Source organism: Pseudomonas sp. BS-2016, from assembly GCF_001806145.1.
Taxonomy (GTDB): domain Bacteria; phylum Pseudomonadota; class Gammaproteobacteria; order Pseudomonadales; family Pseudomonadaceae; genus Aquipseudomonas; species Aquipseudomonas lundensis.
Genome location: NZ_MLCT01000025.1, coordinates 46,433 through 68,602, shown reverse-complemented (window position 1 = coordinate 68,602; position 22,170 = coordinate 46,433). Strand labels below are relative to the sequence as shown.

Sequence of the window (22,170 nt, the reverse complement as noted above, 5' to 3'; positions counted from 1 at the left end):
AGTGAAGGCACCGTCGAGCCAGAGCGAGACGGCCGTATGGCAGGGCAAGGCCTTTTTGGTTCCTTTTGTGGCTGTTTGACAAAAGGGACTCGCTGTAAGAGCGAAACCCATCGTCCAGTTAGACGCTGATGCCGGATAGGTACGCCCTGTCCCTGTTAAGCAACCGGGTACATATCCGTTTGATGTGTGAGGGCCTTCTACGGGTTACATCCGAACGGATGAGCGAAAAACCCAAGTGATCTTGATCTTGATCTTGATCTTGAAAAGTCTTCCTGCTGCCACGCGATTGCAGGCACAGCGCAAAGGCCCCTCACAGCAGGCTGAACGCAGGTGCTGGTGCGGGGGTGGGTCGGCAGGAGCCGAGCCAGCCGTGCTGGGCCATGGATGGCCCGTCACGGCGTGCCCCCGCAACAGTGCCGGAGTGAAGGCACCGTCGAGCCAGAGCGAGGCGGCCGTATGGCAGGGCAAGGCCTTTTTGGTTCCTTTTGTGGCTGTTTGACAAAAGGGACTCGCTGTAAGAGCGAAACCCATCGTCCAGTTAAATGCTGATGCCGGATAGGTACGCCCTGTCCCTGTTAAGCAACCGGGTACATATCCGTTTGATGTGTGAGGGCCTTCTACGGGTTCCGCCCTTACGGCGGCTCACTTTTGGCAAACAGCCCCAAAAGTAAGCAAAAGGTCCTTGCCCTGCCATACGGCCGCCTCGCCTAGGCTCGACGGTGCCCTCGCTCCGGCGATATGACGGGGGCACGCCGTGACGGGCCATCCATGGCCCAGCACGGCTGTCTCGGCATCCTGGCTCGTCACCCCCGTCATACCCCCTGCGCTCGGCCTTCTGTGAGGGGCCTTTGCGGTGTTCTCAGGATTGAGTGGCCGCAGTAAAAGGCCTTCTGCGGCGTTCTCACGCTTGAGTGGCAGCAGCGTTTCAAGTTTGAGTGGTAGCCGCAAAACGGCTGGGGAGATGGCGTTTAAAAAAACGCCGTCTGCAAAGACTCAACTCGGCTGCAATCGCCACCCCAACACATTGAGCAGATCACACCCGTCACGCAGCAACACGGCTGCGGTGGCTGCCAGATGCTTGAGGTCAACGGCATCTGCCTCCTGCACCTCGCGGCTGGAAAAGGTTTCCATCAATTGGGTAACCGCCAGCACACGGGCCGTGGCATTGGCATGCAACACATCAAGCGGGGCGTTTCGGTCAATCAGCAAGGCGGGGATGGTGCAGTCGATAGCGGTTAGCGGGATATACGGGGACTTAATCATTGAGACAACTCCTAGATCTTGCGATTAGGCCACCCACTTCCCGTCGCCAAACGAAATCAAAGGTGGCTGCTGTACGCGGGTTGGCGAACCGGCAGAATCTAGGAAAACCCGGCAGACCCGAAGATCTCCCGCGCACAGCAGCCATAAAGGATGGCGATGCAAAATACACGCTTCGCCAGATACAACAACCATTACGCTTCCAAAATCCTGTCCAGGTCGCCAAACCCGGTCGCCCCGAGGGGCGAGCGCAAACTATAGGCGTGACCGAACAGCCTCATCAATCAGCAAACCTGTACGAAACCTCCCGCAATTGCGTGCGTACAAATCGTAGTGCGCCGTCACGCCCGTGCAGCACACGGCGGCTAGGCCGCCTGGTGAACCTGACGCTCAAGTTCGGCCTTGAGCCCCGGCTCCAGCTTGAGCTGTTTGGCCAGTTCGTCCAGGTAGGCACGTTCCATAAAGTGTTCTTCATCCACCAGCATCACGCTGGCGATGTACATTTCGGCCGCCATTTCCGGGGTGCTTGCCGCTCGTGCCACTTCGGCCGGGTCCAGCGGTTTGTTCAGTTCGTCTTTTAACCAGGCCTGCACACCCGAGTCGCCACTGATTTTGTGGAACTCGCCTTCGATCAATTGCCGCTCACGGTCGTCGATGTGGCCATCGGCTTTGGCCGCCGCGACCAGCGCCTTGAGGATGGCCTGGCTGTGCTGTTCCACTTGCACAGGCGGAATGCGGTCGATGGTTTGCGGTTCGGTTTGCGGCGCGGTGCCTTGGCTGGCCTGCCAGTTGCCGTAGGCTTTGTAGGCCAGGACGCCCAGCGCCGCCAAACCGCCGTAGGTGATGGCTTTGCCGCCGATTTTGCGTGCGCTTTTGTTGCCCAGCAGCAGGCCCATGGCGCCAGCGGCCAGTGCCCCGCCCCCCGCGCCCGAGAGCAGGCTGCCTAACCCGCCCGAACCACTGAGTAAGCCGCCGAGTGCGCCTTTGTCAGCACCCGCGCCGGGTTTTGCAGCACCGGTTTTGTTTTGCAACAACTCTTGGCCAGACTTGAGTAACTGATCGAGCAATCCACGCGTATTCATACACAGCCTCTAGCAACAGGGTTGGGGGAAGTCAGCAGGCCGACAGAGTAGTTCGCGGCCACGCAACGCAGTCAGTTCGTTTGCTTCCAGATGTTGCACCGAGCTTGCCAAACCCACCTTAATTGAACCTGAAGGTGGCCCGGCGCACGCCGCAAACACGCGGGATACGCCGGGGCGGGGTCATTCGCGCAGGTCGGATTCGTGGATGGGTTGATCGCGATGCGTGGCGCGCTGGTATTGCGCCGGCCAGGTCGCCTGTTTGCCGCCCAGGTCGTCATCGGCATGCAAGGGCCAGTAAGGGTCGCGCAGCAGTTCGCGGGCCAGCAGGATCAGGTCGGCCTGGCCGGTGCGCAGGATGTGCTCGGCCTGGGCCGGTTCCGTAATCATGCCGACCGTGCCGGTGGCGATGCCCGATGCCTTGCGGATGCTTTCTGCAAAACGCGTCTGATACCCCGGCCCGACGGGGATTTCAGCATTGGCCGAGGTGCCTCCCGAGGAGACGTCGATCAGGTCGACGCCCAGCGCTTTGAGGCGGCGCGCCAGTTCGACGGTTTCGTCGGGGTTCCAGCCGTCTTCTACCCAGTCGGTGGCCGATACCCGCACGAACAGGGGCAGTTCTTGCGGCCAGACTTCGCGCACTGCTTCGGTCACTTGCAGCACCAGGCGAATGCGGTTTTCGAACGAACCGCCGTATTGGTCGCGGCGCTGGTTGCTCAATGGCGAGAGGAATTGATGCAGCAGGTAGCCGTGCGCCGCATGCACTTCAACCACTGAAAACCCGGCTTCGAGCGCCCGTTTGGCGGCGTCGGCAAAGGCCTGGATGACGTCCTGGATCTGGCGTTCGTCCAGTTGCGTGGGCACGGTGTGGCGCGGGTCGAAGGCAATGGGCGATGGCCCGACCGGCACCCAGCCGCCCTCTTCTACCCTGACGCTGCCTTGTTTGCCCAACCACGGACGCCAGGTACTGGCCTTACGCCCGGCGTGGGCCAGTTGAATACCGGCGACGGCGCCCTGGGCGCGTATGAAACGGGTGATGCGTTGCAGCGGTTCGATCTGTTGGTCGTTCCACAGCCCAAGGTCTTGAGCGGTGATGCGACCGTCAGCGGTGACGGCGGTGGCTTCGGTGAAGATCAGCCCGGCGCCGCCCACGGCGCGGCTGCCCAAGTGGACCAAATGCCAGTCGTTGGCTAACCCGTCGACACTGGAGTACTGGCACATGGGCGAGACCGCGATGCGGTTCAAGAAGGTCAGTTGGCGCAGGGTATAGGGTTCGAGCAGCAGGCTCATGGGTCACCTCTCATGTCAGTGGGCAAACGCCAGACGGCTTGACGTCGGTGTGCCGACCAAGCGCTTACCAGAGATTAGTCGACAACACTGAAAGAGGTGGGGTTCAAATCCGCTGGCGGTCAGCGCGGTTCGATGTGGGCGATCATCAGTTGCACGGTTTCGTTGCCCCGGAACTCGTTGAGGTCGAGCTTGTAGGCCAGTTCAACCCAGCGGATGGTCGGGTTGGGCCACACGTCGCGGTCGATGCCGAACGCAATGCCGTCGAGTTTGACGCTGCCGCATTCGGTTTTGAGCACCACTTTGAGGTGCCGTTCACCGACGATCCGTTGTTCCACCAGCTCAAATACCCCGTGAAACAGCGGTTCGGGGAAGTGTTGCCCCCAGGGGCCGGCGTTGCGCAAGGCACGCGCCAGCTCAAGGTGGAACTCTTCGACGGTCAGGCTGCCATCGGACAGCAGGCGCCCGGTGAGGTCTTCTTCACGCAGTTGACGCCGCACTTCGGCATCGAACGCCTGGCTGAACTGTTCAAAGTTCGCCACCGGCAAGGTCAGCCCGGCGGCCATGGCGTGGCCGCCGTATTTGGCGATCAGGTCGGGGTGTTGCGCTGCGACCACGCTCAGTGCGTCGCGGATGTGAAAGCCCGGCACGGAGCGCCCCGACCCTTTGAGCAGGCCGTCGCCCGCATCGGCAAACGCAAAGGTGGGCCGGAAATAACGCTCTTTGAGGCGCGAGGCCAAAATCCCGATGACCCCTTGGTGCCAGTCCGGGTCGAACAGGCACAACCCGAACGGCATCGAGTCGACCGGGAGTTCCTTGAGCTGGGCCAGTGCTTCGCGCTGCATGCCTTGCTCGATGGATTTGCGGTCCTGGTTCATCTCGTCCAGTTGGGCGGCCATGGCGCGCGCGGCGTTGGCGTCGTCGGTGAGCAGGCATTCGATGCCCAGACTCATGTCGTCCAGACGCCCCGCCGCATTGAGCCGCGGGCCGAGGATGAAGCCAAGGTCGGTCGAGGTGATGCGCGTATGATCGCGCTTGGCCACTTCCAGAATGGCCTTGAGCCCCGGCCGGGCGCGACCGGCGCGAATCCGTTCCAGGCCCTGATGCACCAGAATCCGGTTGTTGGCGTCCAGCGGCACCACGTCCGCCACACTGCCCAAGGCCACCAGATCCAGCAGTTCAGCGATGTTGGGCGCCTGGCTGTGTTCGTATCGGCCCAGGCTGTTCAAACGCGCACGCAGCGCGATCAGCACATAGAAAATCACCCCCACCCCGGCCAAGGCCTTGCTGGGAAACGCGCAGCCCGGCTGGTTGGGGTTGACGATGGCATCGGCGGCGGGCAGTTCTGTGCCCGGCAAGTGGTGGTCGGTGACCAACACCTTGAGCCCGGCCTTTTTCGCCGCGGCGACCCCTTCGACGCTGGAGATGCCGTTGTCGACCGTGATGAGCAACTGCGGCTCGCGGGTCAGGGCGACTTCGACGATTTCCGGGGTCAGGCCGTAACCGTACTCAAAGCGGTTGGGCACCAGGTAATCGACATGCGCCGCCCCCAGTAACCGCAGGCCCAGCATGCCGACGGTGCTGGCCGTCGCGCCATCGGCGTCGAAGTCACCGACGATCAGGATGCGCTGACGCTGGTCCAGCGCCTGCACCAGCAAATCCACCGCGGCCTCGATACCTTTGAGCTGCTGGTACGGGATCAACCGCGCCAGGCGCTTGTCCAGTTCAGCCTGTGATTGCACGCCACGGGCGGCGTACAACCGTGTCAGCAACGTCGGCATTTCGCCCAGAAAAGGCAGGGTTTCAGGCAATGGACGAGGTTCGATGCGCATAAGCGGGGGATGTGTCTCTGAGTCTGAAGGTGGAAAGATTGAAGCAGGCCGAGGATTAACCGCGTTCGCCGGTCAACCACTGCAATTGCACTTCGTGCTGGCCGCGGTCGTCGGTCACGAAGATTGTGCCTTCGCTGATCATCACGTCCCACTTGATCACCCGTGGCATGTCTTTGGCCAAGGTTTCGAGGACCTCTTGCGGCACGGCCGCCACGTTGACGTTTTTCAGGTTTTTGATCGCCGGAATCACTTTGCCTTCCCAGACGCGCAGGCTGCCGTAGGCCAGCAAGCTGGTGCGTTCGGTGCGGCGCGAACACCAGGTCAGGCGCTCGGCGTCCGGCTGGCCGACTTCGATCCAGTGCAAAACACGGTCATCCAGGCTTTTTTCCCACAGCGCCGGTTCGTCTACATCAGACAGGCCGCGTCCAAAGGACAGTTGCTCGTTGTACCAGAAGGCATACGCCAGCAAACGCACGGTCATGCGCTCTTCGGTTTCCGAAGGGTGACGGGCGATGGTCTGTTTTACGCTCTCATACACACCGCGATCAAGGTCGGTGAGGTTGAGTTCAAACTTGTAAGTCGTGGACGGCTGGGCCATGAACGGGCTTCTTGATACGGAGAAAGGCGGCAAGTCTACCCGATACGCCAAGGATCAACGAACTCTGCGGCTTCTTGCGCGCCCGCTCCTATGTTAAAAGGCTGTACTCGCACGCTCCCGGACAAGGATTACTCATGCCCCTCGCTGCCAAACCCCTTTCGGGCCTTAAGGTCGTCGAACTCGGAACGCTGATCGCCGGGCCGTTCGCTTCGCGTATTTGCGCCGAATTCGGGGCTCAGGTGATCAAGGTTGAATCCCCGGACGGGGGCGATCCGCTGCGCAAATGGCGCAAGCTGTATGAGGGCACGTCGCTGTGGTGGTTCGTGCAGGCGCGTAACAAGAAATCCCTGACGCTGAACCTCAAGCACCCTGATGGCCTTCAGGTGCTCAAGGCGTTGCTGGCCGACGCGGACATCCTGATCGAGAACTTTCGCCCCGGTGTGCTCGAAAAGCTCGGGCTGGGGTGGGACGTGTTGCATGCCTTGAACCCCAAGCTGGTCATGGTCCGCCTGTCGGGCTTTGGCCAGACCGGGCCGATGAAGGATCAGCCGGGCTTCGGGGCCGTGGGTGAATCGATGGGCGGGCTGCGTTACATCACCGGCTTCGAAGACCGCCCGCCCGTGCGCACTGGTATTTCCATTGGCGACTCGATTGCCGCGCTGTGGGGCGTGATCGGTGCATTGATGGCCTTGAGGCACCGCGAGGTGAATGGCGGCCAAGGCCAAGTGGTGGATGTGGCGTTGTATGAAGCCATTTTCGCGATGATGGAAAGCATGGTCCCGGAGTTCGATGTGTTCGGTTTTATTCGCGAACGCACGGGCAATATCATGCCGGGCATTACCCCCTCTTCGATCCATACCAGCCTGGACGGCAAGCACGTCCAGATTGGCGCCAACGGCGATGCGATTTTCAAACGGTTCATGCAGCTGATTGGCCGTGACGACTTGGCAAACGACCCGCAGCTGGCCAGCAATGACGGGCGTGACGCACGACGCGATGAACTGTATGGCGTGATTGATCGCTGGGTGGCCTCGCTGCCGCTGGACACGGTGCTTGAGCAACTGAATACCGCGCAGGTGCCGGCCAGTCGTATTTTCTCGGCGCAAGACATGTTCAGCGACCCGCAGTTTCTGGCGCGGGAGATGTTCCTGAGTGCCAAATTGCCCGACGGCAACGACTTCAAAATGCCAGGTATTGTGCCCAAGCTCTCCGAGACCCCCGGGTCGGCCGAGTGGGTGGGCCCCGAGCTGGGCGCCCATAACGATGAAGTGCTGGGCGCGTTGGGCTACGACGCCTCGGCCATTGCGGCACTGAAACACAACGGTGCCATTTAGCAGAGGGGCTCGGCCCCTTTTCAAACGCTGTAGAAGGAACACCGCACCATGACGATTCGCTCATGGCGGCCAAGCCGTTGGGCTCAACTCATTCCTTGGGCGATGCTGGGCTGGGCGTGCATGAGTTCCGGGGCCGAAAAACTCACATGGCTGATGCGCGATTTACCGCCGCTGACCGTCTTTGAGGGCCCGCAAAAAGGTCAGGGGGTGATTGATCAGCTCATGCCCTTGCTGATCGCCAGCCTGCCCGAATACGAACATGTGGTGGTCAAGGTCAATCGGGCCCGTGCCATGCAAATGCTGCAGGACCCGACGCTGACGTGCGACCCGGCGCTGGTGTGGAATCCCTCACGCGCACAATCGATTGCCTACTCGGCGCCGGTCATGGGCTTACACAGCAACGGGCTGGTGATCCGCCAAAGCGATGAGCCGAAGATCGCGCCTTATGTCACGGATCAGTCGGTGGACCTTAAGCGCATGCTCAATGCACAAGGCGTCCGGCTGGGGGTGGTGGCCAAGCGCAGTTATGGCATGTGGATCGATGAGCAACTGGCGCATAGCGAGGACCGCCAGTTGTTTGTTCACCATGGCAATGATGCCTTGGGCAGCCTGTTGCAAATGCAGCATGCCGGCCGGCTGGAAGGTGTTTTGGGGTATTGGCCCGAGATTCAATCCAAGGCCCGGCAGCAAGGCTTGCCGTTTGAAACACTGCTGTTCTACCGGATTTTGGGCGCGCCCACGTATCAGCCGATTTATATCGGGTGCTCCGACACCCCTGCAGGCCACGAAGCGTTAAGCCGGATTAACCGGGCATTGGCCACGTTGGGGCCGGACGCGTTGCGTGAGGCTGAAGCTCAGTGGCAGGAGCCCGGCCACCCTGACGACTACGTGAATGGACAAGCAAGCCCGCCAAAGCGCCCACGCTGAGAAATTGCGCTCAAAAAAAACCCCGAGCAGTGGGGAGTCAACTCGGGGTTTAACAGGATCAGGTGATCCGCTCGACGGGCGTCAGGCATCGGAGCAAAACGCTTGATCCCGTCGATGAAAAATCTGACAAGCCTGTAGGAAAAAAGGTTCCCTCGGCGCAGTAATCAATTTTCTTCAGCGGGCCAACGTGTTGAAACACGGCATCTGGTAGGCCTGCAACAGCTGGTTCAAGCGACCCACACTGACGGGCTTGGTCAGAGAGCCCAACACCTTGAGGCCTTCACGGCGCGCCCTGCTGGCGGCCTTTTCAACGACATGGGGGGCGGCGCAGGTCTGGATGATCAACGCCGAGGCATTGCGCTGCTTGGCCAGCTCAGTGATCAGGTCAAGCCCCGAGGTGGTGTCCAGGTAAAGGTCGCAAATGGCGATATCGATAGCACCGCGTACCGCAAGTGAGTGGCGTGCCGCCTCCAGGCTTGAAGCGGTCAGCACATCGAAAATGCGGCATGCATTCAACATTTGATGCAGGGTCATCAACTGGAAAGGGTTGTCTTCAAGGATGAGTACTTTCAGGTTTTGCATCATGAACCTTTACAGCAGCGGGACGATTACTCGAATGGAGCGCACTGTAGAAGGCTCAAACTGAACAGAACATAAGACAAATCTTGAATTACGGTAAGAACATTCCTACCAAGCCAGCCACTTTAAAACACAGAGGGTTAATCAAGGGACATCCCACTTTCTCCCTTCCGACCCGTCAAACCACCCTCCTACCAACCCCTCCAACTGCCCGGTCGATGAATAAAAAGGGACAGTCCACTGATACACCTCCGAGCTGCAGGCGTTGAATTCCATGACACGTTTTATGTAAAAGGGCTTTCGGCTGCGGATAACGCCCAGTAACTCTCGATGTAACTGTTCGGCCAGGGATGGGGGGTAGAGATTCGCTTCAAGGCTGTTTAAACCCTGGATGCGCTCCAGCTTGATGGATAAACGCTCTTCATAACTGCGGTTGCAGGTGACCAGTTCACCTTTGACACCGACTACAAAAATGGGGCTGGGAATACCGTCCAGGTAACGGCGCTGAAACGCGATAGCCTCCTGTAGTTGAGCTTCGCGCGCGTGCCCGAGCACAACCTGGTTATGCAGGCGCCGATTGCACAGAAACAACAACAGGCCAGCCACCAGCAAAGCTGCCATTGGCGCATACAGCCAGGGCGAGTGATAAAAGGTGCTCTCAACGAGCGGGGCCTTCCTTACTCCGCCCAACCACTTGCTTCTCAAGGTGCGGATTTCGGTCATGGTCATGGCTTCCAGCGCCTTGTTCAGGATGCTCAAGAGTTCGGGGTGCTTTGCATGCACTGAAAACGTATCGGCTGACCAGCGGCCTTCGACGGTGCGGCCCACCTTGAGGCGACCCGGCGGATACAGGTACGCCTGTGTCTCGCTTTGGATCGTTGCGTCGGCCTCGCCTTTTTCCACCAGGCTTCTGGCCTGATCGAAACTCGCAACCGTATGCACTTCGATCTCCGGATGGTCGCGCCGGATCATGGCTTCAAGGGCGTGCCTGGCGGGAAGTGCCAAGACCTTGCCGGACAACTGCTCCAGTGATCCGAGCCGCGAGTCATGGGTTCGAACGATGAAAACCCAGGGCGCACCGCCGTAGGAGTACGTGAAGTTCAGAAACTCCTTTCGCTCCGGACTGATAGACAGCGTGGCGTTCATTTGCCCTCGACCACTCTTGAGCAAGCCCAACGTCTGGGCGGTCGAAAACGACTCTTCATGGACGAATTGCAGGCCGGTCATGCGTGAAATACGCGCAAGGATGTCAATGCTCAAGCCTTCCCACTCGCCCATGGCGTTGCGAAAGGTATAAAGCGGATATTGCTGGCTCACCACCGTGACCACGGGGTTAGCCTTGATCCATTCACGCTCGGCGGGGAGCAAATCGATGTGTTGCCTGGCAATGCTGCCCTCAAGCCCCTGGGTCCAGCGAGAAAAAATGAGTCCTGAGAGCGTCTGATCCACACTGTTGAGTACCTGATCGATCAGGGCCGTCAACTGGCGGTCTGCCAGACGGGTCGCAAAGGCGAAGCCCGATACCGGTATGGCGCTGTCATCAATGATGCGCAACCTTGAGTAAGGACGAATGCTATTGAACGCCTGAACAATGACCTCGTTGCCGATGAAGGCGTCGATGTCCCCTTCTATCAGGGCTTCCATGGCGCTGTGCATCGTGGGGGTGATGATGATTTCGCTGTCAGGGTAGAACGCATGGGCGGCTTGTATATCGATGTAACCGTCCAGGAAGCCGATCTTTTTACCCGACCAGTCAACGATGGACTCTGACTCAAAATCACGTCCGACAATGACTGGCTGATCCTCCAGGTAATCCTGCGAGAACTCGATGCCCTCGATCCCGCGCTCAAACCCGCTGGCGCTGGTCAATACATCAATCTTGCCAGCCAGCAGTTCGGCAACGGCGTGATCGCGCTTGCGAAAGCCAAGCACTTCGACCTGGACCCCTAACTTATCACGGATGATGCTCAGGTAATCGGCACTGATGCCTTGATAACGGTTTCGATCGTTGGTGATATCGATGGGCTCGTAACCGTCGAGGGTGATGCCCACGCGTAGCTTGCCGCGCTCCTGCAGCCAACGTTTTTCTTCGCTGTCCAGACGCAGGGGTTTAAAACTGGCAAAGCTGGGAGGCAATTTGAAGGGTAAGCCGTGCGCGGCATCGGCAGGCGGCATAAAGCCCAGCACCCCGAGAATCAGCACGGCGTTTATCCATGATCCAAATGCCTGAAAAGTACGTGACATTGCAGCTTCCTTGACCGTCAACTCGCCAGCCTTGGAGGGCGAGAACGGCGCAAGTTTGCCACGCAGAAACAAAAAAGCCCGTCAGGCGACGGGCTTCAATGTCTGTAGGACAAGACCTGTTACAAGGCTTTGCCTCGGTTACCATGCTGGCCCACAAAGGCTTGAACCGCTTTCAGGTCATTTGCCAGAACGGTGTACCGCTCTTCTCGTGCAAACAAATCAGACAGATGCGCAGGCAGTTGCAATGCCTTTCCTACGCCTGCCTTCTCAACGGCCTCGGGGAACTTGACCGGGTGAGCGGTGCCCAGAATTACCATGGGGGTGTCCAGACTACGACGGCATTCACGTGCAGCCTTGACGCCGATGGCTGTGTGCGGATCCAGCACTTCGCCGGTCTCTGCAAACACCTGGGCAATGGTTTCACAGGTCTGGGTGTCGTCGACGGCCAACGAGTCAAACAGGCGGCGGGCTTCGGTCCAGCGATCGTCTTCAACGCTGAAGTGGCCGGTTTGCTTGAACGTGTCCATCAGCTCGGCAACCAACGCCCCGTTACGCCCGTGCAGGTCGAACAGCAAGCGTTCGAAGTTCGAGGACACCATGATGTCCATCGACGGCGACAGGGTCGCGTGCAGGGTTTCTTTGGCGTACTGATTGCCGCTCATGAAGCGGTGCAGGATGTCGTTGCGGTTGGTGGCGACAATCAATTGATTGATTGGCAGGCCCATGTTACGCGCCAGGTAACCGGCGAAGATGTCGCCGAAGTTGCCGGTGGGCACCGAGAACGACACGGAACGGTGCGGCCCGCCCAACTGCAAGGCTGCGTGGAAGTAGTAGACGATCTGGGCCATGATTCGCGCCCAGTTGATCGAGTTCACGGCAACCAGGCGCGTGCCCTTGAGGAAGCTCTGGTCCGCGAAGCTGGCCTTGACCATTTCCTGGCAGTCGTCGAAGTTGCCTTCGATGGCCAGGTTGTGGATGTTGTCACCGAACAGCGTGGTCATCTGGCGACGCTGCACTTCAGACACCCGGTTATTGGGGTGCAGGATGAAAATATCCACGTTCTCGCAGTGCTTGCAGCCTTCAATCGCCGCCGAGCCGGTGTCTCCCGAGGTAGCACCGACAATGACCACTCGCTCGCCGCGCTTTTCAAGCACGTAGTCGAGCAAGCGACCCAGCAGTTGCAGGGCGAAATCCTTGAAGGCCAGGGTCGGGCCGTGGAACAGCTCCAACACCCATTCATTGCCATTGAGCTGACGCAGCGGCGCGACCGCCGCGTGGGAGAACACGCCGTAGGTTTCTTCGAGAATCTTTTTGAAGTCGGCATCCGGGATGCTGCCCGTCACGAACGGACGCATCACGCGAAATGCCAGCTCGTGGTACGGCAGGCCGGCCCACGAGGCGATTTCTTCCTGGGTAAAGCGTGGCAGGTTTTCCGGCACATACAGGCCGCCATCACTGGCCAGACCGGCCAACAGGACATCTTCAAAATTCAGGGCCGGTGCCTGGCCGCGGGTACTGATATAGCGCATTAGGGCGAACCTTCGAGGTGAGCGGCAAGCCGTGGCGTCATGGCCCACGTCAACGCCAGATGGCACGTTAACGGGGGGCAGGCGCCTACAGCGTGCCGCTGGTCATTAATTTAGATGTTCCACGCGGATGCGGACCACTGAACCGACAACGCCTTGCAACGCTTCCAGCGCGGTGATGGCGTCGTTCATGTGCTGCTCAAGCACGCGATGGGTCAACAGAATCATTGGCACCAGGCCATCATGCTCTTCGACTTCTTTCTGCATGATCGATTCAATGTTGATACCGCGCTCGGACAGGATGCTGGCCACTTGCGCCAGCACGCCCGGATGGTCCTTGGCCTGAATGCGCAAGTAGTAAGCGCTTTCGCATGCTTCAATCGGCAGGATCGGATGATCAGACAGCAAGTCCGGCTGGAAGGCCAGGTGCGGCACGCGGTTTTCGGGGTCGGAGGTCATGGCGCGGACCACGTCGACCAGATCCGCCACGACCGAGGAAGCGGTGGGTTCCATGCCGGCGCCAGCCCCGTAGAACAAGGTCGAACCGGCGGCGTCGCCATTGACCATCACGGCGTTCATCACGCCGTTGACGTTGGCGATCAGGCGGTCGGCCGGGATCAGGGTCGGGTGAACCCGCAGCTCAATGCCGCTGGCCGTGCTGCGGGCGACGCCCAGGTGCTTGATGCGGTAGCCCAACGCTTCGGCGTAGTTCACGTCAGCGGTGGTCAGCTTGGTGATGCCCTCGGTGTAGGCTTTGTCGAATTGCAGCGGAATACCGAACGCGATAGACGCCAGAATGGTCAGCTTGTGGGCGGCGTCAATGCCTTCAACGTCGAAGGTAGGATCGGCTTCGGCGTACCCCAGCGCTTGCGCTTCTGCCAGAACGTCTTCGAAGGTCCGGCCTTTCTCGCGCATCTCGGTGAGGATGAAGTTGCCCGTGCCGTTGATGATGCCCGCAACCCAGTTGATGCGGTTGGCGGACAGGCCTTCACGGATTGCCTTGATGACCGGAATACCGCCCGCGACCGCTGCTTCGAACGCCACGATCACGCCCTTTTCCTGGGCTTTGGCGAAGATTTCGTTGCCATGAACGGCAATCAAGGCCTTGTTGGCCGTGACCACATGCTTGCCGTTTTCGATGGCTTTGAGCACCAGTTCCCGGGCGATGGTGTAACCGCCGATCAACTCGATCACGATGTCGATGTCAGGGTTGGTTGCAACAGCGAATACATCGTTGGTAATGGGGGCACCGGTAATGTCGCACTGCGGGTTTGGCGTACGCATTGCAATTTGCGCAACCTGGATACCACGCCCGGCACGGCGGGCAATCTCCTCGGCGTTACGCTTAAGTACGTTGAAGGTGCCGCCACCGACGGTCCCTAGTCCACAGATGCCTACTTTGACCGGATTCACGCTGAACTCCCCATAAAACGGCCGACGCAAGGTCGGCCGTGGAAAACAACCGTGGTCTGCCACGGTTCTCTATTAATGCCCGGGCCGTTGAACGGCCCGAGCATGCTCGTCAAAGGCTTACTGTGACGAGGCAGGATTATTTAACACTGAGTGCCAGCTTGCCAACCTGTGCTGCTGGCTGATAGCCCGGAATCACTTGACCGTCGGCCAGGACAATGGCCGGCGTGCCGTTCACACCAATGGATTGGCCCAATGCGAACTGCTTGGACACAGGGTTGGCGCACTTGGGGGCGTCGACCGTTTTGCCATTGGTCATTTTGTCCATGGCGCTTTTCTTGTCCTTGGAACACCAGACCGCTTGCAGCTGTTGATCACCGGCCGAGCCCAAGCCCTGACGCGGGAACGCTACATAGCGCACTTCAATGCCCATTTTGTTCAGCTCAGGCACTTCTTCGTGCAGCTTGTGGCAGTACGGGCAGGTGGTGTCGGTAAACACGGTGATGTGCGACTTGGTTTCGCCAACGGCCGGGTACACCACGGTCTCTGCGGCAGGAATCCCGTTGATCAGCTTGGCAACGCTGACGCGCTCGGCCTTTTCGGTCAGGTTGACCGGCTTGCCGTCCTTGAGCTGGAACATATAGCCCTGCACGATGAACTGACCATCGGCACTGGCATACAGCACTCGGCTGCCTTTGAGTTTGACTTCATACAGGCCTGCCATCGGGCTGGCACTGATGCTTTCGACCGGCACATCCAGTTGCAGGGTTTCGAGGCTTTTACGAATGGCTTGCTCGGCGCCGGTATCGGCAAACGAAAAGGTACTGACCAACGCAATGGCTGCGGCGGCGAAAAGTTGGGTCACGCGCATGAGAACTCCTGAAGGCGGACAAAACGGCCAAACCTCACTACCCCAAGGCAAAAAGGGTTTTAGTGGCTCGTTTTCTGAACCGGCAAAGCCTACCACAATTGGCCCGCAAGGCCGACTGTGGCGGATGCAACAGCTGACAAAGCACCTCAGCCGCGGGGATGGTGCCGGGCGTGCAGGTCTTGCAAACGCGCACGCGCCACATGGGTGTAGATCTGGGTCGTCGAAAGGTCGCTGTGTCCCAGCAGCATTTGCACCACTCGCAAGTCCGCCCCGTGGTTGAGCAGGTGCGTGGCGAAAGCGTGGCGCAGCGTATGCGGCGACAGCGACTTGTCGATACCGGCCACTGTGGCCTGATGCTTAATGCGGTGCCAAAAAGTCTGGCGGGTCATTTGCTCCCCGCGCTGGCTGGGGAACAGTACGTCACTGGGACGCCCGTTCAATAGCTCATGCCGGGCGCCGCGCAGGTAGCGCTCAACCCAGACAATCGCCTCCTCCCCCATCGGCACCAGGCGCTCCTTGCTGCCCTTGCCCATGACCCGCAGCACACCCTGACGCAAGTTGACTTGCTCCAGCGTCAGGCTGATCAGCTCGGTCACCCGCAACCCGCATGCATACAACACTTCCAGCATGGCGCGATCGCGCTGGCCGATGGCGTCGCTCAAATCAGGGGCAGCCAGCAACGCCTCAACGTCCGCTTCTGACAAGGACTTGGGCAACGGCCGCCCCAACTGTGGCATGTCGACTTGCAAGGTCGGGTCAACGGCAATCAATTTTTCACGCAGCAAGTAACGATAGAACCCACGCGCACCCGACAGGAAGCGCGCCGTAGATCGCGGTTTGTAATGCTGATCGAGACGCCAGGCCAAATGGTCGAGGATCAGCTCTCGGCCCGCATGGGCCAGCTCGATCCCGCGCTCGCGTAACCAGCCATTGAACAGCGCCAAATCACTGCGATAGGCATCACGGGTGTTGTCGGACAGGCCTTTTTCCAGCCACAGGGCATCCAGAAAACGGTCAATAAGCGGGTCATCGATAGCTGGCATTGGCGCTCGAAACGCGCAGGCACTGAGCCGCGCGTAAATAAAAAGTGAACAGTGAAAGTGGCCGCTAGTCTTTCATAGCCGGCTCGCCGCATAAATAGAAAGCACTCATCACCCACCCCCAAGGGGCTCCATATGAATGAACAACAGATCCTGCTGGCGTTTGGGGGCATCGGAATCGCTGCGCTGGGCTGCCAATGGCTGGCCTGGCGCCTGAAACTGCCGGCCATCCTGTTCTTATTGCTGGCGGGCATCGTGCTCGGCCCGGTGCTCGGCTGGCTAAACCCGCAAACACTGTTTGGCCCGCTGCTGATGCCGCTGGTGTCGTTGGCGGTGGCCTTGATCCTGTTTGAGGGGAGCCTGACGCTGCACCTGTCCGAATGGCGAGAAATTGGCACGGTTGTGCGCCGTCTCGTCACCCTGGGTGCTCTGTCGACCTGGGCCGTCATTACTGTGGCCACGCATTGGCTACTGGGTTTTGACTGGCTCCTGGCATTGCTGTTCGGCACCTTGACGCTGGTCACCGGGCCGACGGTCATTGTGCCGATGCTGCGCGTGGTGCGGCCCAAGGCGTCGATTGCGAACATTCTGCGCTGGGAAGGGATCGTCATTGACCCGATTGGCGCCCTGCTCGCCGTGGTCGTCTACAGCTTCATCATTGCCCGTGCTTCGGGCGATGGCTTGAGCCACAGCTTGCTGACCTTTGCCGGTGTGATTGTGTGCGGCAGCCTGTTCGGGATCGTGGGCGGCTGGGTCTCGGGGCATGTGCTGCGCAAGCAATGGCTGCCCGAATACTTGCAAAGCCTTGGCACGTTGGCGACAGTGCTGGCCGTGTTCATTGCCTCCAATCAGGTCATGCATGAGTCCGGCCTGCTGGCTGTCACGCTGATGGGCATGTGGATGGCCAACATGAAAGGCGTGGATGTGCGCAATATTCTGCACTTCAAGGAAAACCTCAGCGTTTTCCTGATCTCCGGCCTGTTCATTCTGCTCGCCGCGCGCCTTGATCTGGACGCCATGATCGGGCTGGGCCCGGCGGTGCTGGTTTTGCTGCTGATCATTCAATTTATTGCACGCCCCTTGAATGTACTGCTCTCGACATTTGGCTCAAAACTGAACTGGCGCGAGCGCACCCTCCTCGCCTGGATTGCACCGCGTGGCATTGTGGCCGCTGCGGTTTCGGCCATTTTTGCCATTCGCCTGGACGAAGCCGGTCACCAGGGTGCGCTGTTATTGGTGCCTCTGACCTTCGCCGTGATCATCGGCACTGTCGTGGTGCAAAGCGCTACAGCACGCCCGCTCGCGCGCTTGCTCAAGGTGGCAGAACCGCCTCCCAGCGGCTTTTTGATTGTCGGCGCCAACGGCCCGGCCCGCCTCATCGGCACAGCCTTGCAACAGTTGGGCAGCCGGGTGCTGCTAACGGATTCGAGCTGGGAAAACATTCGCGCGGCCCGCATGGAAAACCTGCCGACCTACTTCGGCAACCCGGCATCGGAGCATGCCGAATCGCACCTGGATCTGGTTGGGTTAGGGCATCTGCTAGGGCTGTCCCCCTCAGGCGAACTCAATGCGCTGGCCGCCATGCGTTTTCGTCATGAGTTCGGGCCGCATCGCCTGTTTGCGCTGGCCAACAGCCAGGAGAGCCGCCGCACGGATAAACACCGGGCCAGCCATGAGCATCGCGGCCGCGCACTGGGCGACCCGGCGCTGACCTACGGCCAGTTGGTGGGCGAGTTCAATCAGGGCGCGCAGTTGTACAGCACGCACCTGACGAATGAGTTCACGTGGCAAGACTATCAGGCGCTCCACGGGGAGCGAGCGAACCTGCTGTTTGCCAAGGACACGTCAGGCTGGGTACACGTAATCACGCCGCAAAGCGAGGTGAGCCCCGAGCCAGGCTGGACGTTACTGGCATTGATCAGGCCCGCTTAGAGGGGGCACTCGCCGTTACTGGGCAAACCCTGGCAATACGGGAACAGGCCGCTTGTCGTCGTCGATGGCCACGAAGCTGAACAAGCCCTGGATCGCGAGTTCACGTCCGTCGCTGCTCATGCTTTCAACGTAGACCTGCACTTCAACCTTGAGGCTGGTGTTACCGACTTTCACCACGCGTCCGACCAGCTCAACGATTGAGCCCGCCGCTATCGGGTGATTGAAGTTGATGGGATCAGTGGACACGGTCACCAGCGGCAGGCGACAGAAACGGGTCGCGGCGATGAACGACACTTCATCCATCCAGGCCAATGCGGTGCCGCCAAACAGGGTGTTGTGGTGATTGGTGGTCGAAGGGAATACGGCTTTGGTGATGCGGGTAACAGACAGTTCTGTACGGCGTTGAATCTCTTGCTCACGCGGTGTCATGCTTTTTACTACCTACAACTGGACAAAGGTCTGATAAATCTCAGGCAACAAAAAAGCAGCCCGAAGGCTGCTTTTTTCTGCATCGGGAAGCTGGACTTAAGCCAGTTTTTCCTTGATGCGAGCTGCTTTACCGGACAGGTCACGCAGGTAGTACAGCTTGGCTTTACGAACGTCACCGCGACGCTTCACAGCCATGCTGTCGATTTGCGGGCTGTAGGTCTGGAAAGTACGCTCTACGCCAACACCGTTGGAGATTTTACGAACAGTGAAAGCACTGTTCACGCCACGGTTACGCTTGGCAATCACTACACCTTCGAAAGCTTGCAGACGCGAACGATCGCCTTCCTTCACTTTCACCTGAACGACGATGGTGTCGCCCGGGGCAAAAGGAGGGATCTCTTTAGTCATCTGCTCTGCTTCGAGTGCAAGGATGATTTTGTTAGTCATGCTGTGCTCCTAAGGTAGATCGTCGGATCTACCATCGATACGTTGTTAACTATCGTCCCGCGCGAGGATGTATTCCTCGAGCAGCTTCTTCTCTTCTCCAGAAAGCGAGCGGCTTTCCAGAAGATCGGCGCGTCGTTCGTAGGTCCGCCCAAGGGACTGCTGCAAACGCCAACGCCGGATGTGTGCATGATTGCCACTAAGCAATACGTCGGGAACACGCTGATCCGCATACACCTCCGGTCGGGTGTAGTGCGGGCAATCCAGCAGACCATCCGTAAAGGAATCTTCCTCGGCGGAGTCCGCATGCCCTAAAGCTCCAGGCAGCAGTCGTGTAACCGCATCAATCAGAACCATTGCCGGCAGCTCGCCGCCAGACAATACATAGTCGCCAATCGACCACTCTTCATCGACATGAGCGTCAATAAAACGCTCGTCAATGCCTTCATAACGACCTGCAATGAGGATTAATGCTTCCTCATTCGCCAGTTCGCGTACCGCCGACTGATTCAGCTGGCGGCCTTGGGGCGACAGGTAAATTACCTTCGCCGCCTCTCCGGCTGCATTTCTGGCCTGAACCAGTGCATCTTCCAGAGGCTTGATCTTCATCACCATGCCCGGACCACCGCCAAATGGGCGATCGTCCACAGTGTGATGCCGGTCCGTTGTGTAGTCTCGCGGATTCCAACAGGTGAGCTGCAAGAGCCCTTGTTTCACCGCGCGACTCGTGATGCCGTAGTCGCTGATGGCGGAAAACATTTCGGGAAACAAACTGATCACTTCTACGCGCAAATTAGCCACGCTTAGAAGTCCGCATCCCAATCCACCTTCATCTCGCTGGCTGCCAGGTCGACGCTCAACACGCATTGCTCTGTATAGGGCAACAAGCGATCACGGTCATCCAGGCTACCTGGGCAAGGTTTGACGTACATCACATCGTTAGAGCCAGTCTCTAGCAGGTGATCGATTTTTCCGAGCAGTTGCTCTTGTGTATCGATGACCTTGAGGCCTTCAAGCTGGTACCAGTAGTACTCGCCGTCGGTCAGTTCAGGAAACAGGTTACGGGGCACGCAGATTTCGAATTCGCGAAGAAGGCCTGCTTCATCACGGTCATCAAGACCCTTGAGCTTCACAACCAGAAACTTGCCGTTCTGGGAACGACCACTGACCAGCTCTGCCTGCCGTACATCGCCACCACGCCGAAGCGTTACGGTCTTGTAATCCAGCAGGTTGTCAATTGGATCCGTAAAGGAATACACCTTCACTTCGCCGCGAACGCCATGAATCGAAAAAATCTTGCCGATAACGATCAAATCATCAGCAATTTCTGGCGTCACGCTCATATTGCTCAGGCCGCAGCCTTGGCATTGACTTTCACAAGCTGAGCAACGCGCTCAGACATTTGTGCACCAACGCTCAACCAGTAAGCGAGGCGGTCTTCTTTAACGGAGAAACGAACTTCCTGACCACGGGCAACCGGGTTGAAGAAGCCAATTTGTTCCTTGTGGGAACCGTCACGTGGGTTACGGCTATCGGTAACGGTCAAGTGGTAAAACGGGCGCTTTTTGGAGCCGCCAAGGGCAAGACGGATTGTTAGCATGTGTAGATCTTTCCTGTAGTCGGTGCTGCAAATCTAAATGCACAGCGGGCATAGGTGCCCGAAAGGCCGCATATTCTAAGGAATATCCGGACTTTTGCAAATGTCTTTTTCTGGCGCCTACGTGGCGTTACATCCAGATCTGCTATAAGGCCGCCACGAATGGCGACAAGTCAGCTCCCGCACAGTGCGGGTTTGCTGGAGGTCTCGCAGGGCTGCGAGCTGCGCAAACGCGAGCGCTTGCGCAGGTAAATTACATTTTCGGCATGCCGCCGCCGGGCATCATCGAGCCCATGCCGCGCATCATTTTGGCCATGCCGCCTTTGGAAGAGAATTTCTTCATCATCTTTTGCATCTGCTTGTGTTGCTTGATCAAGCGACCGATGTCCTGCACTTGCGTGCCGGAACCCATGGCAATACGACGTTTGCGCGAACCGCTGATCAGCTCAGGGTCACGACGCTCGGCCGGAGTCATGGAATTGATGATGGCTTCCATTTGCTTGAATTGCTTTTCTGCTGCGCCCTGGGCATTGCCCATTTGCGCCAGATTCACGCCACCCATGTTCGGCAGCTTGTCCATGAGGCCGCCGAGGCCGCCCATGTTTTTCATCTGTTGCAGTTGATCGCGAAAATCTTCGAGGTCGAAGCCTTTACCTTTCTTGAGCTTTTTAGCCAGCTTGTCGGCTTTTTCTTTATCGAGGGTCTGTTCGGCCTGCTCGATAAGGCTGAGCACATCGCCCATGCCCAAAATACGTGACGCAATACGGTCGGGGTGGAACGGGTCGAGCGCATCGCTCTTCTCGCCCATGCCGAGGAACTTGATCGGTTTACCCGTGATGGCGCGCACGGACAACGCGGCACCGCCACGGGCGTCACCATCGACCTTGGTCAGGATCACACCGGTCAGCGGCAGGGCATCACCAAAGGCCTTGGCCGTGTTGGCGGCGTCCTGGCCCGTCATGGCGTCCACCACGAACAAGGTTTCTGCTGGCTTGACCGCCGCGTGCAGTTCCTGAATCTCGGCCATCATGTCGGCGTCGATGTGCAGGCGACCGGCGGTATCGACGATCACGACATCAATGAACTTGAGCCGCGCTTCATTAATAGCCGCTTGAGCAATCGCCACCGGCTTCTGGCTGATGTCGGACGGGAAGAAGGTCACGCCCACTTCGCCGGCCAGGGTTTCCAGCTGCTTGATCGCGGCCGGACGATACACGTCGGCGGACACGACCATGACGGTTTTCTTTTTGCGCTCTTTGAGGAAGCGCGCCAGCTTGCCGGCGGTGGTGGTTTTACCCGCACCCTGCAAACCGGCCATCAGGATCACGGCAGGCGGCGTGACGTTGAGGATCAGATCCTCGTTCGCCGCGCCCATCAGGCTTTCGAGTTCAGCCTGGACGATCTTCACAAACGCCTGGCCCGGCGTCAGGCTGCGCGACACTTCAGTGCCGACAGCGCGCTCTTTGACCGCGTTGACGAAGTCTTTGACCACTGGCAAAGCCACGTCGGCTTCCAGCAACGCCATGCGCACTTCGCGCAGGGTGTCTTTGATATTGTCCTCGGTCAGCTTGGCCTTGCCGGTGACATGGCGCAGCGTCTGCGAGAGACGGTCGGTTAAATTTTCAAACATGCGCGATCCTTTCAGGCCCAAAGTAGACCGGGGTTATTGCGGCCCAGCCCGTGTAAAACTGATGCTCGGCGAGCCTGCGGCGTGGGCAGGTCGCGGATTATAGCGAAGACTGATCGCGGCGGACACCTTACCGTCAGCTTATGTGGCTTTC

The 22,170-nt window shown here is 59.0% G+C and carries 20 protein-coding genes; 3 read left to right on the top strand and 17 right to left on the bottom strand.

Going from position 1 to position 22,170, the window contains the following annotated elements:
• Window positions 1-993: 993 nt before the first annotated feature.
• The 5 genes from BKD70_RS14945 to BKD70_RS14925 all read right to left on the bottom strand — a co-directional run bounded on the left by BKD70_RS14945 (window position 994) and on the right by BKD70_RS14925 (window position 6,056).
• Window positions 994-1,263 carry a hypothetical protein gene (locus BKD70_RS14945; RefSeq protein WP_047277335.1) on the bottom strand — a complete coding sequence of 90 codons (270 nt, stop codon included), beginning with the start codon at window positions 1,261-1,263 and terminating at the stop codon, window positions 994-996.
• Window positions 1,264-1,625: 362 nt separating this feature from the next.
• Window positions 1,626-2,342, bottom strand: a complete 717-nt coding sequence (locus BKD70_RS14940) for a tellurite resistance TerB family protein (protein WP_047277337.1) — start codon at window positions 2,340-2,342, stop codon at window positions 1,626-1,628.
• Window positions 2,343-2,522: 180 nt separating this feature from the next.
• Window positions 2,523-3,629, bottom strand: a complete 1,107-nt coding sequence (locus tag BKD70_RS14935) for an NADH:flavin oxidoreductase/NADH oxidase (protein WP_047277339.1) — start codon at window positions 3,627-3,629, stop codon at window positions 2,523-2,525.
• 119 nt (window positions 3,630-3,748) lie between these two features.
• A complete protein-coding gene (gene recJ / locus BKD70_RS14930; RefSeq protein WP_047277341.1) occupies window positions 3,749-5,458 on the bottom strand; it encodes a single-stranded-DNA-specific exonuclease RecJ in 1,710 nt (569 codons plus the stop codon).
• A 55-nt stretch (window positions 5,459-5,513) separates the two neighbouring features.
• A complete protein-coding gene (locus BKD70_RS14925) occupies window positions 5,514-6,056 on the bottom strand; it encodes a YaeQ family protein (RefSeq protein WP_047277342.1) in 543 nt (180 codons plus the stop codon).
• Between the two features lie 134 nt (window positions 6,057-6,190).
• Here BKD70_RS14925 and BKD70_RS14920 point away from each other — a divergent pair, with 134 nt between their 5' ends.
• Window positions 6,191-7,390 (top strand): CaiB/BaiF CoA-transferase family protein, encoded by a 1,200-nt coding sequence (locus tag BKD70_RS14920; RefSeq protein ID WP_047277344.1) that lies wholly within the window; start codon window positions 6,191-6,193, stop codon window positions 7,388-7,390.
• Window positions 7,391-7,438: 48 nt separating this feature from the next.
• The gene (locus BKD70_RS14915) at window positions 7,439-8,317 is read left to right on the top strand and encodes a TIGR02285 family protein (protein ID WP_080960373.1); all 879 of its coding nucleotides are present in this window, start codon (window positions 7,439-7,441) and stop codon (window positions 8,315-8,317) included.
• Window positions 8,318-8,491: 174 nt separating this feature from the next.
• On the opposite strand, the gene BKD70_RS14910 is transcribed toward BKD70_RS14915, so the two are convergent.
• From BKD70_RS14910 to xerD, 6 genes are all read right to left on the bottom strand, one after another.
• Window positions 8,492-8,899 carry a response regulator gene (locus BKD70_RS14910; RefSeq protein WP_080960374.1) on the bottom strand — a complete coding sequence of 136 codons (408 nt, stop codon included), beginning with the start codon at window positions 8,897-8,899 and terminating at the stop codon, window positions 8,492-8,494.
• Between the two features lie 141 nt (window positions 8,900-9,040).
• On the bottom strand, window positions 9,041-11,140 hold the full coding sequence (locus BKD70_RS14905; RefSeq protein ID WP_052892203.1) for a transporter substrate-binding domain-containing protein: 2,100 nt from the start codon (window positions 11,138-11,140) through the stop codon (window positions 9,041-9,043).
• 119 nt (window positions 11,141-11,259) lie between these two features.
• On the bottom strand, window positions 11,260-12,669 hold the full coding sequence (thrC, locus tag BKD70_RS14900; protein WP_047277350.1) for a threonine synthase: 1,410 nt from the start codon (window positions 12,667-12,669) through the stop codon (window positions 11,260-11,262).
• Window positions 12,670-12,774: 105 nt separating this feature from the next.
• Complete coding sequence (locus BKD70_RS14895) at window positions 12,775-14,079, bottom strand: homoserine dehydrogenase (protein ID WP_047277352.1); 1,305 nt, start codon at window positions 14,077-14,079, stop codon at window positions 12,775-12,777.
• Between the two features lie 136 nt (window positions 14,080-14,215).
• On the bottom strand, window positions 14,216-14,947 hold the full coding sequence (locus tag BKD70_RS14890; protein ID WP_047277353.1) for a DsbC family protein: 732 nt from the start codon (window positions 14,945-14,947) through the stop codon (window positions 14,216-14,218).
• Window positions 14,948-15,093: 146 nt separating this feature from the next.
• Window positions 15,094-15,990, bottom strand: a complete 897-nt coding sequence (xerD, locus tag BKD70_RS14885; RefSeq protein ID WP_047277355.1) for a site-specific tyrosine recombinase XerD — start codon at window positions 15,988-15,990, stop codon at window positions 15,094-15,096.
• Window positions 15,991-16,122: 132 nt separating this feature from the next.
• Between xerD and BKD70_RS14880 the strand changes: the two genes are divergently transcribed.
• Window positions 16,123-17,919, top strand: a complete 1,797-nt coding sequence (locus tag BKD70_RS14880; protein ID WP_047277357.1) for a sodium:proton antiporter — start codon at window positions 16,123-16,125, stop codon at window positions 17,917-17,919.
• 15 nt (window positions 17,920-17,934) lie between these two features.
• Here the strand turns inward: BKD70_RS14880 and BKD70_RS14875 are convergent, their stop codons facing one another.
• The 6 genes from BKD70_RS14875 to ffh all read right to left on the bottom strand — a co-directional run bounded on the left by BKD70_RS14875 (window position 17,935) and on the right by ffh (window position 22,019).
• Window positions 17,935-18,348 carry an acyl-CoA thioesterase gene (locus BKD70_RS14875; protein ID WP_047277358.1) on the bottom strand — a complete coding sequence of 138 codons (414 nt, stop codon included), beginning with the start codon at window positions 18,346-18,348 and terminating at the stop codon, window positions 17,935-17,937.
• A 96-nt stretch (window positions 18,349-18,444) separates the two neighbouring features.
• On the bottom strand, window positions 18,445-18,795 hold the full coding sequence (rplS, locus tag BKD70_RS14870) for a 50S ribosomal protein L19 (RefSeq protein WP_003440273.1): 351 nt from the start codon (window positions 18,793-18,795) through the stop codon (window positions 18,445-18,447).
• Between the two features lie 45 nt (window positions 18,796-18,840).
• On the bottom strand, window positions 18,841-19,593 hold the full coding sequence (gene trmD, locus BKD70_RS14865; RefSeq protein WP_047277360.1) for a tRNA (guanosine(37)-N1)-methyltransferase TrmD: 753 nt from the start codon (window positions 19,591-19,593) through the stop codon (window positions 18,841-18,843).
• A gap of 2 nt (window positions 19,594-19,595) precedes the next feature.
• Complete coding sequence (rimM, locus tag BKD70_RS14860; RefSeq protein ID WP_047277362.1) at window positions 19,596-20,135, bottom strand: ribosome maturation factor RimM; 540 nt, start codon at window positions 20,133-20,135, stop codon at window positions 19,596-19,598.
• A 5-nt stretch (window positions 20,136-20,140) separates the two neighbouring features.
• Window positions 20,141-20,392, bottom strand: a complete 252-nt coding sequence (rpsP, locus tag BKD70_RS14855) for a 30S ribosomal protein S16 (RefSeq protein ID WP_047277364.1) — start codon at window positions 20,390-20,392, stop codon at window positions 20,141-20,143.
• Between the two features lie 250 nt (window positions 20,393-20,642).
• Window positions 20,643-22,019, bottom strand: a complete 1,377-nt coding sequence (gene ffh / locus BKD70_RS14850) for a signal recognition particle protein (RefSeq protein ID WP_047277366.1) — start codon at window positions 22,017-22,019, stop codon at window positions 20,643-20,645.
• Window positions 22,020-22,170 lie beyond the last annotated feature (151 nt).

What these genes read in the sequence shown, in the direction of transcription:
- BKD70_RS14945 (WP_047277335.1), bottom strand. Translation starts at nt 1,263, where the DNA reads ATGATTAAGTCCCCGTATATCCCGCTAACCGCTATCGACTGCACCATC.
- BKD70_RS14940 (WP_047277337.1), bottom strand. Translation starts at nt 2,342, where the DNA reads ATGAATACGCGTGGATTGCTCGATCAGTTACTCAAGTCTGGCCAAGAG.
- BKD70_RS14935 (WP_047277339.1), bottom strand. Translation starts at nt 3,629, where the DNA reads ATGAGCCTGCTGCTCGAACCCTATACCCTGCGCCAACTGACCTTCTTG.
- recJ (WP_047277341.1), bottom strand. Translation starts at nt 5,458, where the DNA reads ATGCGCATCGAACCTCGTCCATTGCCTGAAACCCTGCCTTTTCTGGGC.
- BKD70_RS14925 (WP_047277342.1), bottom strand. Translation starts at nt 6,056, where the DNA reads ATGGCCCAGCCGTCCACGACTTACAAGTTTGAACTCAACCTCACCGAC.
- BKD70_RS14920 (WP_047277344.1), top strand. Translation starts at nt 6,191, where the DNA reads ATGCCCCTCGCTGCCAAACCCCTTTCGGGCCTTAAGGTCGTCGAACTC.
- BKD70_RS14915 (WP_080960373.1), top strand. Translation starts at nt 7,439, where the DNA reads ATGACGATTCGCTCATGGCGGCCAAGCCGTTGGGCTCAACTCATTCCT.
- BKD70_RS14910 (WP_080960374.1), bottom strand. Translation starts at nt 8,899, where the DNA reads ATGCAAAACCTGAAAGTACTCATCCTTGAAGACAACCCTTTCCAGTTG.
- BKD70_RS14905 (WP_052892203.1), bottom strand. Translation starts at nt 11,140, where the DNA reads ATGTCACGTACTTTTCAGGCATTTGGATCATGGATAAACGCCGTGCTG.
- thrC (WP_047277350.1), bottom strand. Translation starts at nt 12,669, where the DNA reads ATGCGCTATATCAGTACCCGCGGCCAGGCACCGGCCCTGAATTTTGAA.
- BKD70_RS14890 (WP_047277353.1), bottom strand. Translation starts at nt 14,947, where the DNA reads ATGCGCGTGACCCAACTTTTCGCCGCCGCAGCCATTGCGTTGGTCAGT.
- xerD (WP_047277355.1), bottom strand. Translation starts at nt 15,990, where the DNA reads ATGCCAGCTATCGATGACCCGCTTATTGACCGTTTTCTGGATGCCCTG.
- BKD70_RS14880 (WP_047277357.1), top strand. Translation starts at nt 16,123, where the DNA reads ATGAATGAACAACAGATCCTGCTGGCGTTTGGGGGCATCGGAATCGCT.
- BKD70_RS14875 (WP_047277358.1), bottom strand. Translation starts at nt 18,348, where the DNA reads ATGACACCGCGTGAGCAAGAGATTCAACGCCGTACAGAACTGTCTGTT.
- rplS (WP_003440273.1), bottom strand. Translation starts at nt 18,795, where the DNA reads ATGACTAACAAAATCATCCTTGCACTCGAAGCAGAGCAGATGACTAAA.
- rimM (WP_047277362.1), bottom strand. Translation starts at nt 20,135, where the DNA reads ATGAGCGTGACGCCAGAAATTGCTGATGATTTGATCGTTATCGGCAAG.
- rpsP (WP_047277364.1), bottom strand. Translation starts at nt 20,392, where the DNA reads ATGCTAACAATCCGTCTTGCCCTTGGCGGCTCCAAAAAGCGCCCGTTT.
- ffh (WP_047277366.1), bottom strand. Translation starts at nt 22,019, where the DNA reads ATGTTTGAAAATTTAACCGACCGTCTCTCGCAGACGCTGCGCCATGTC.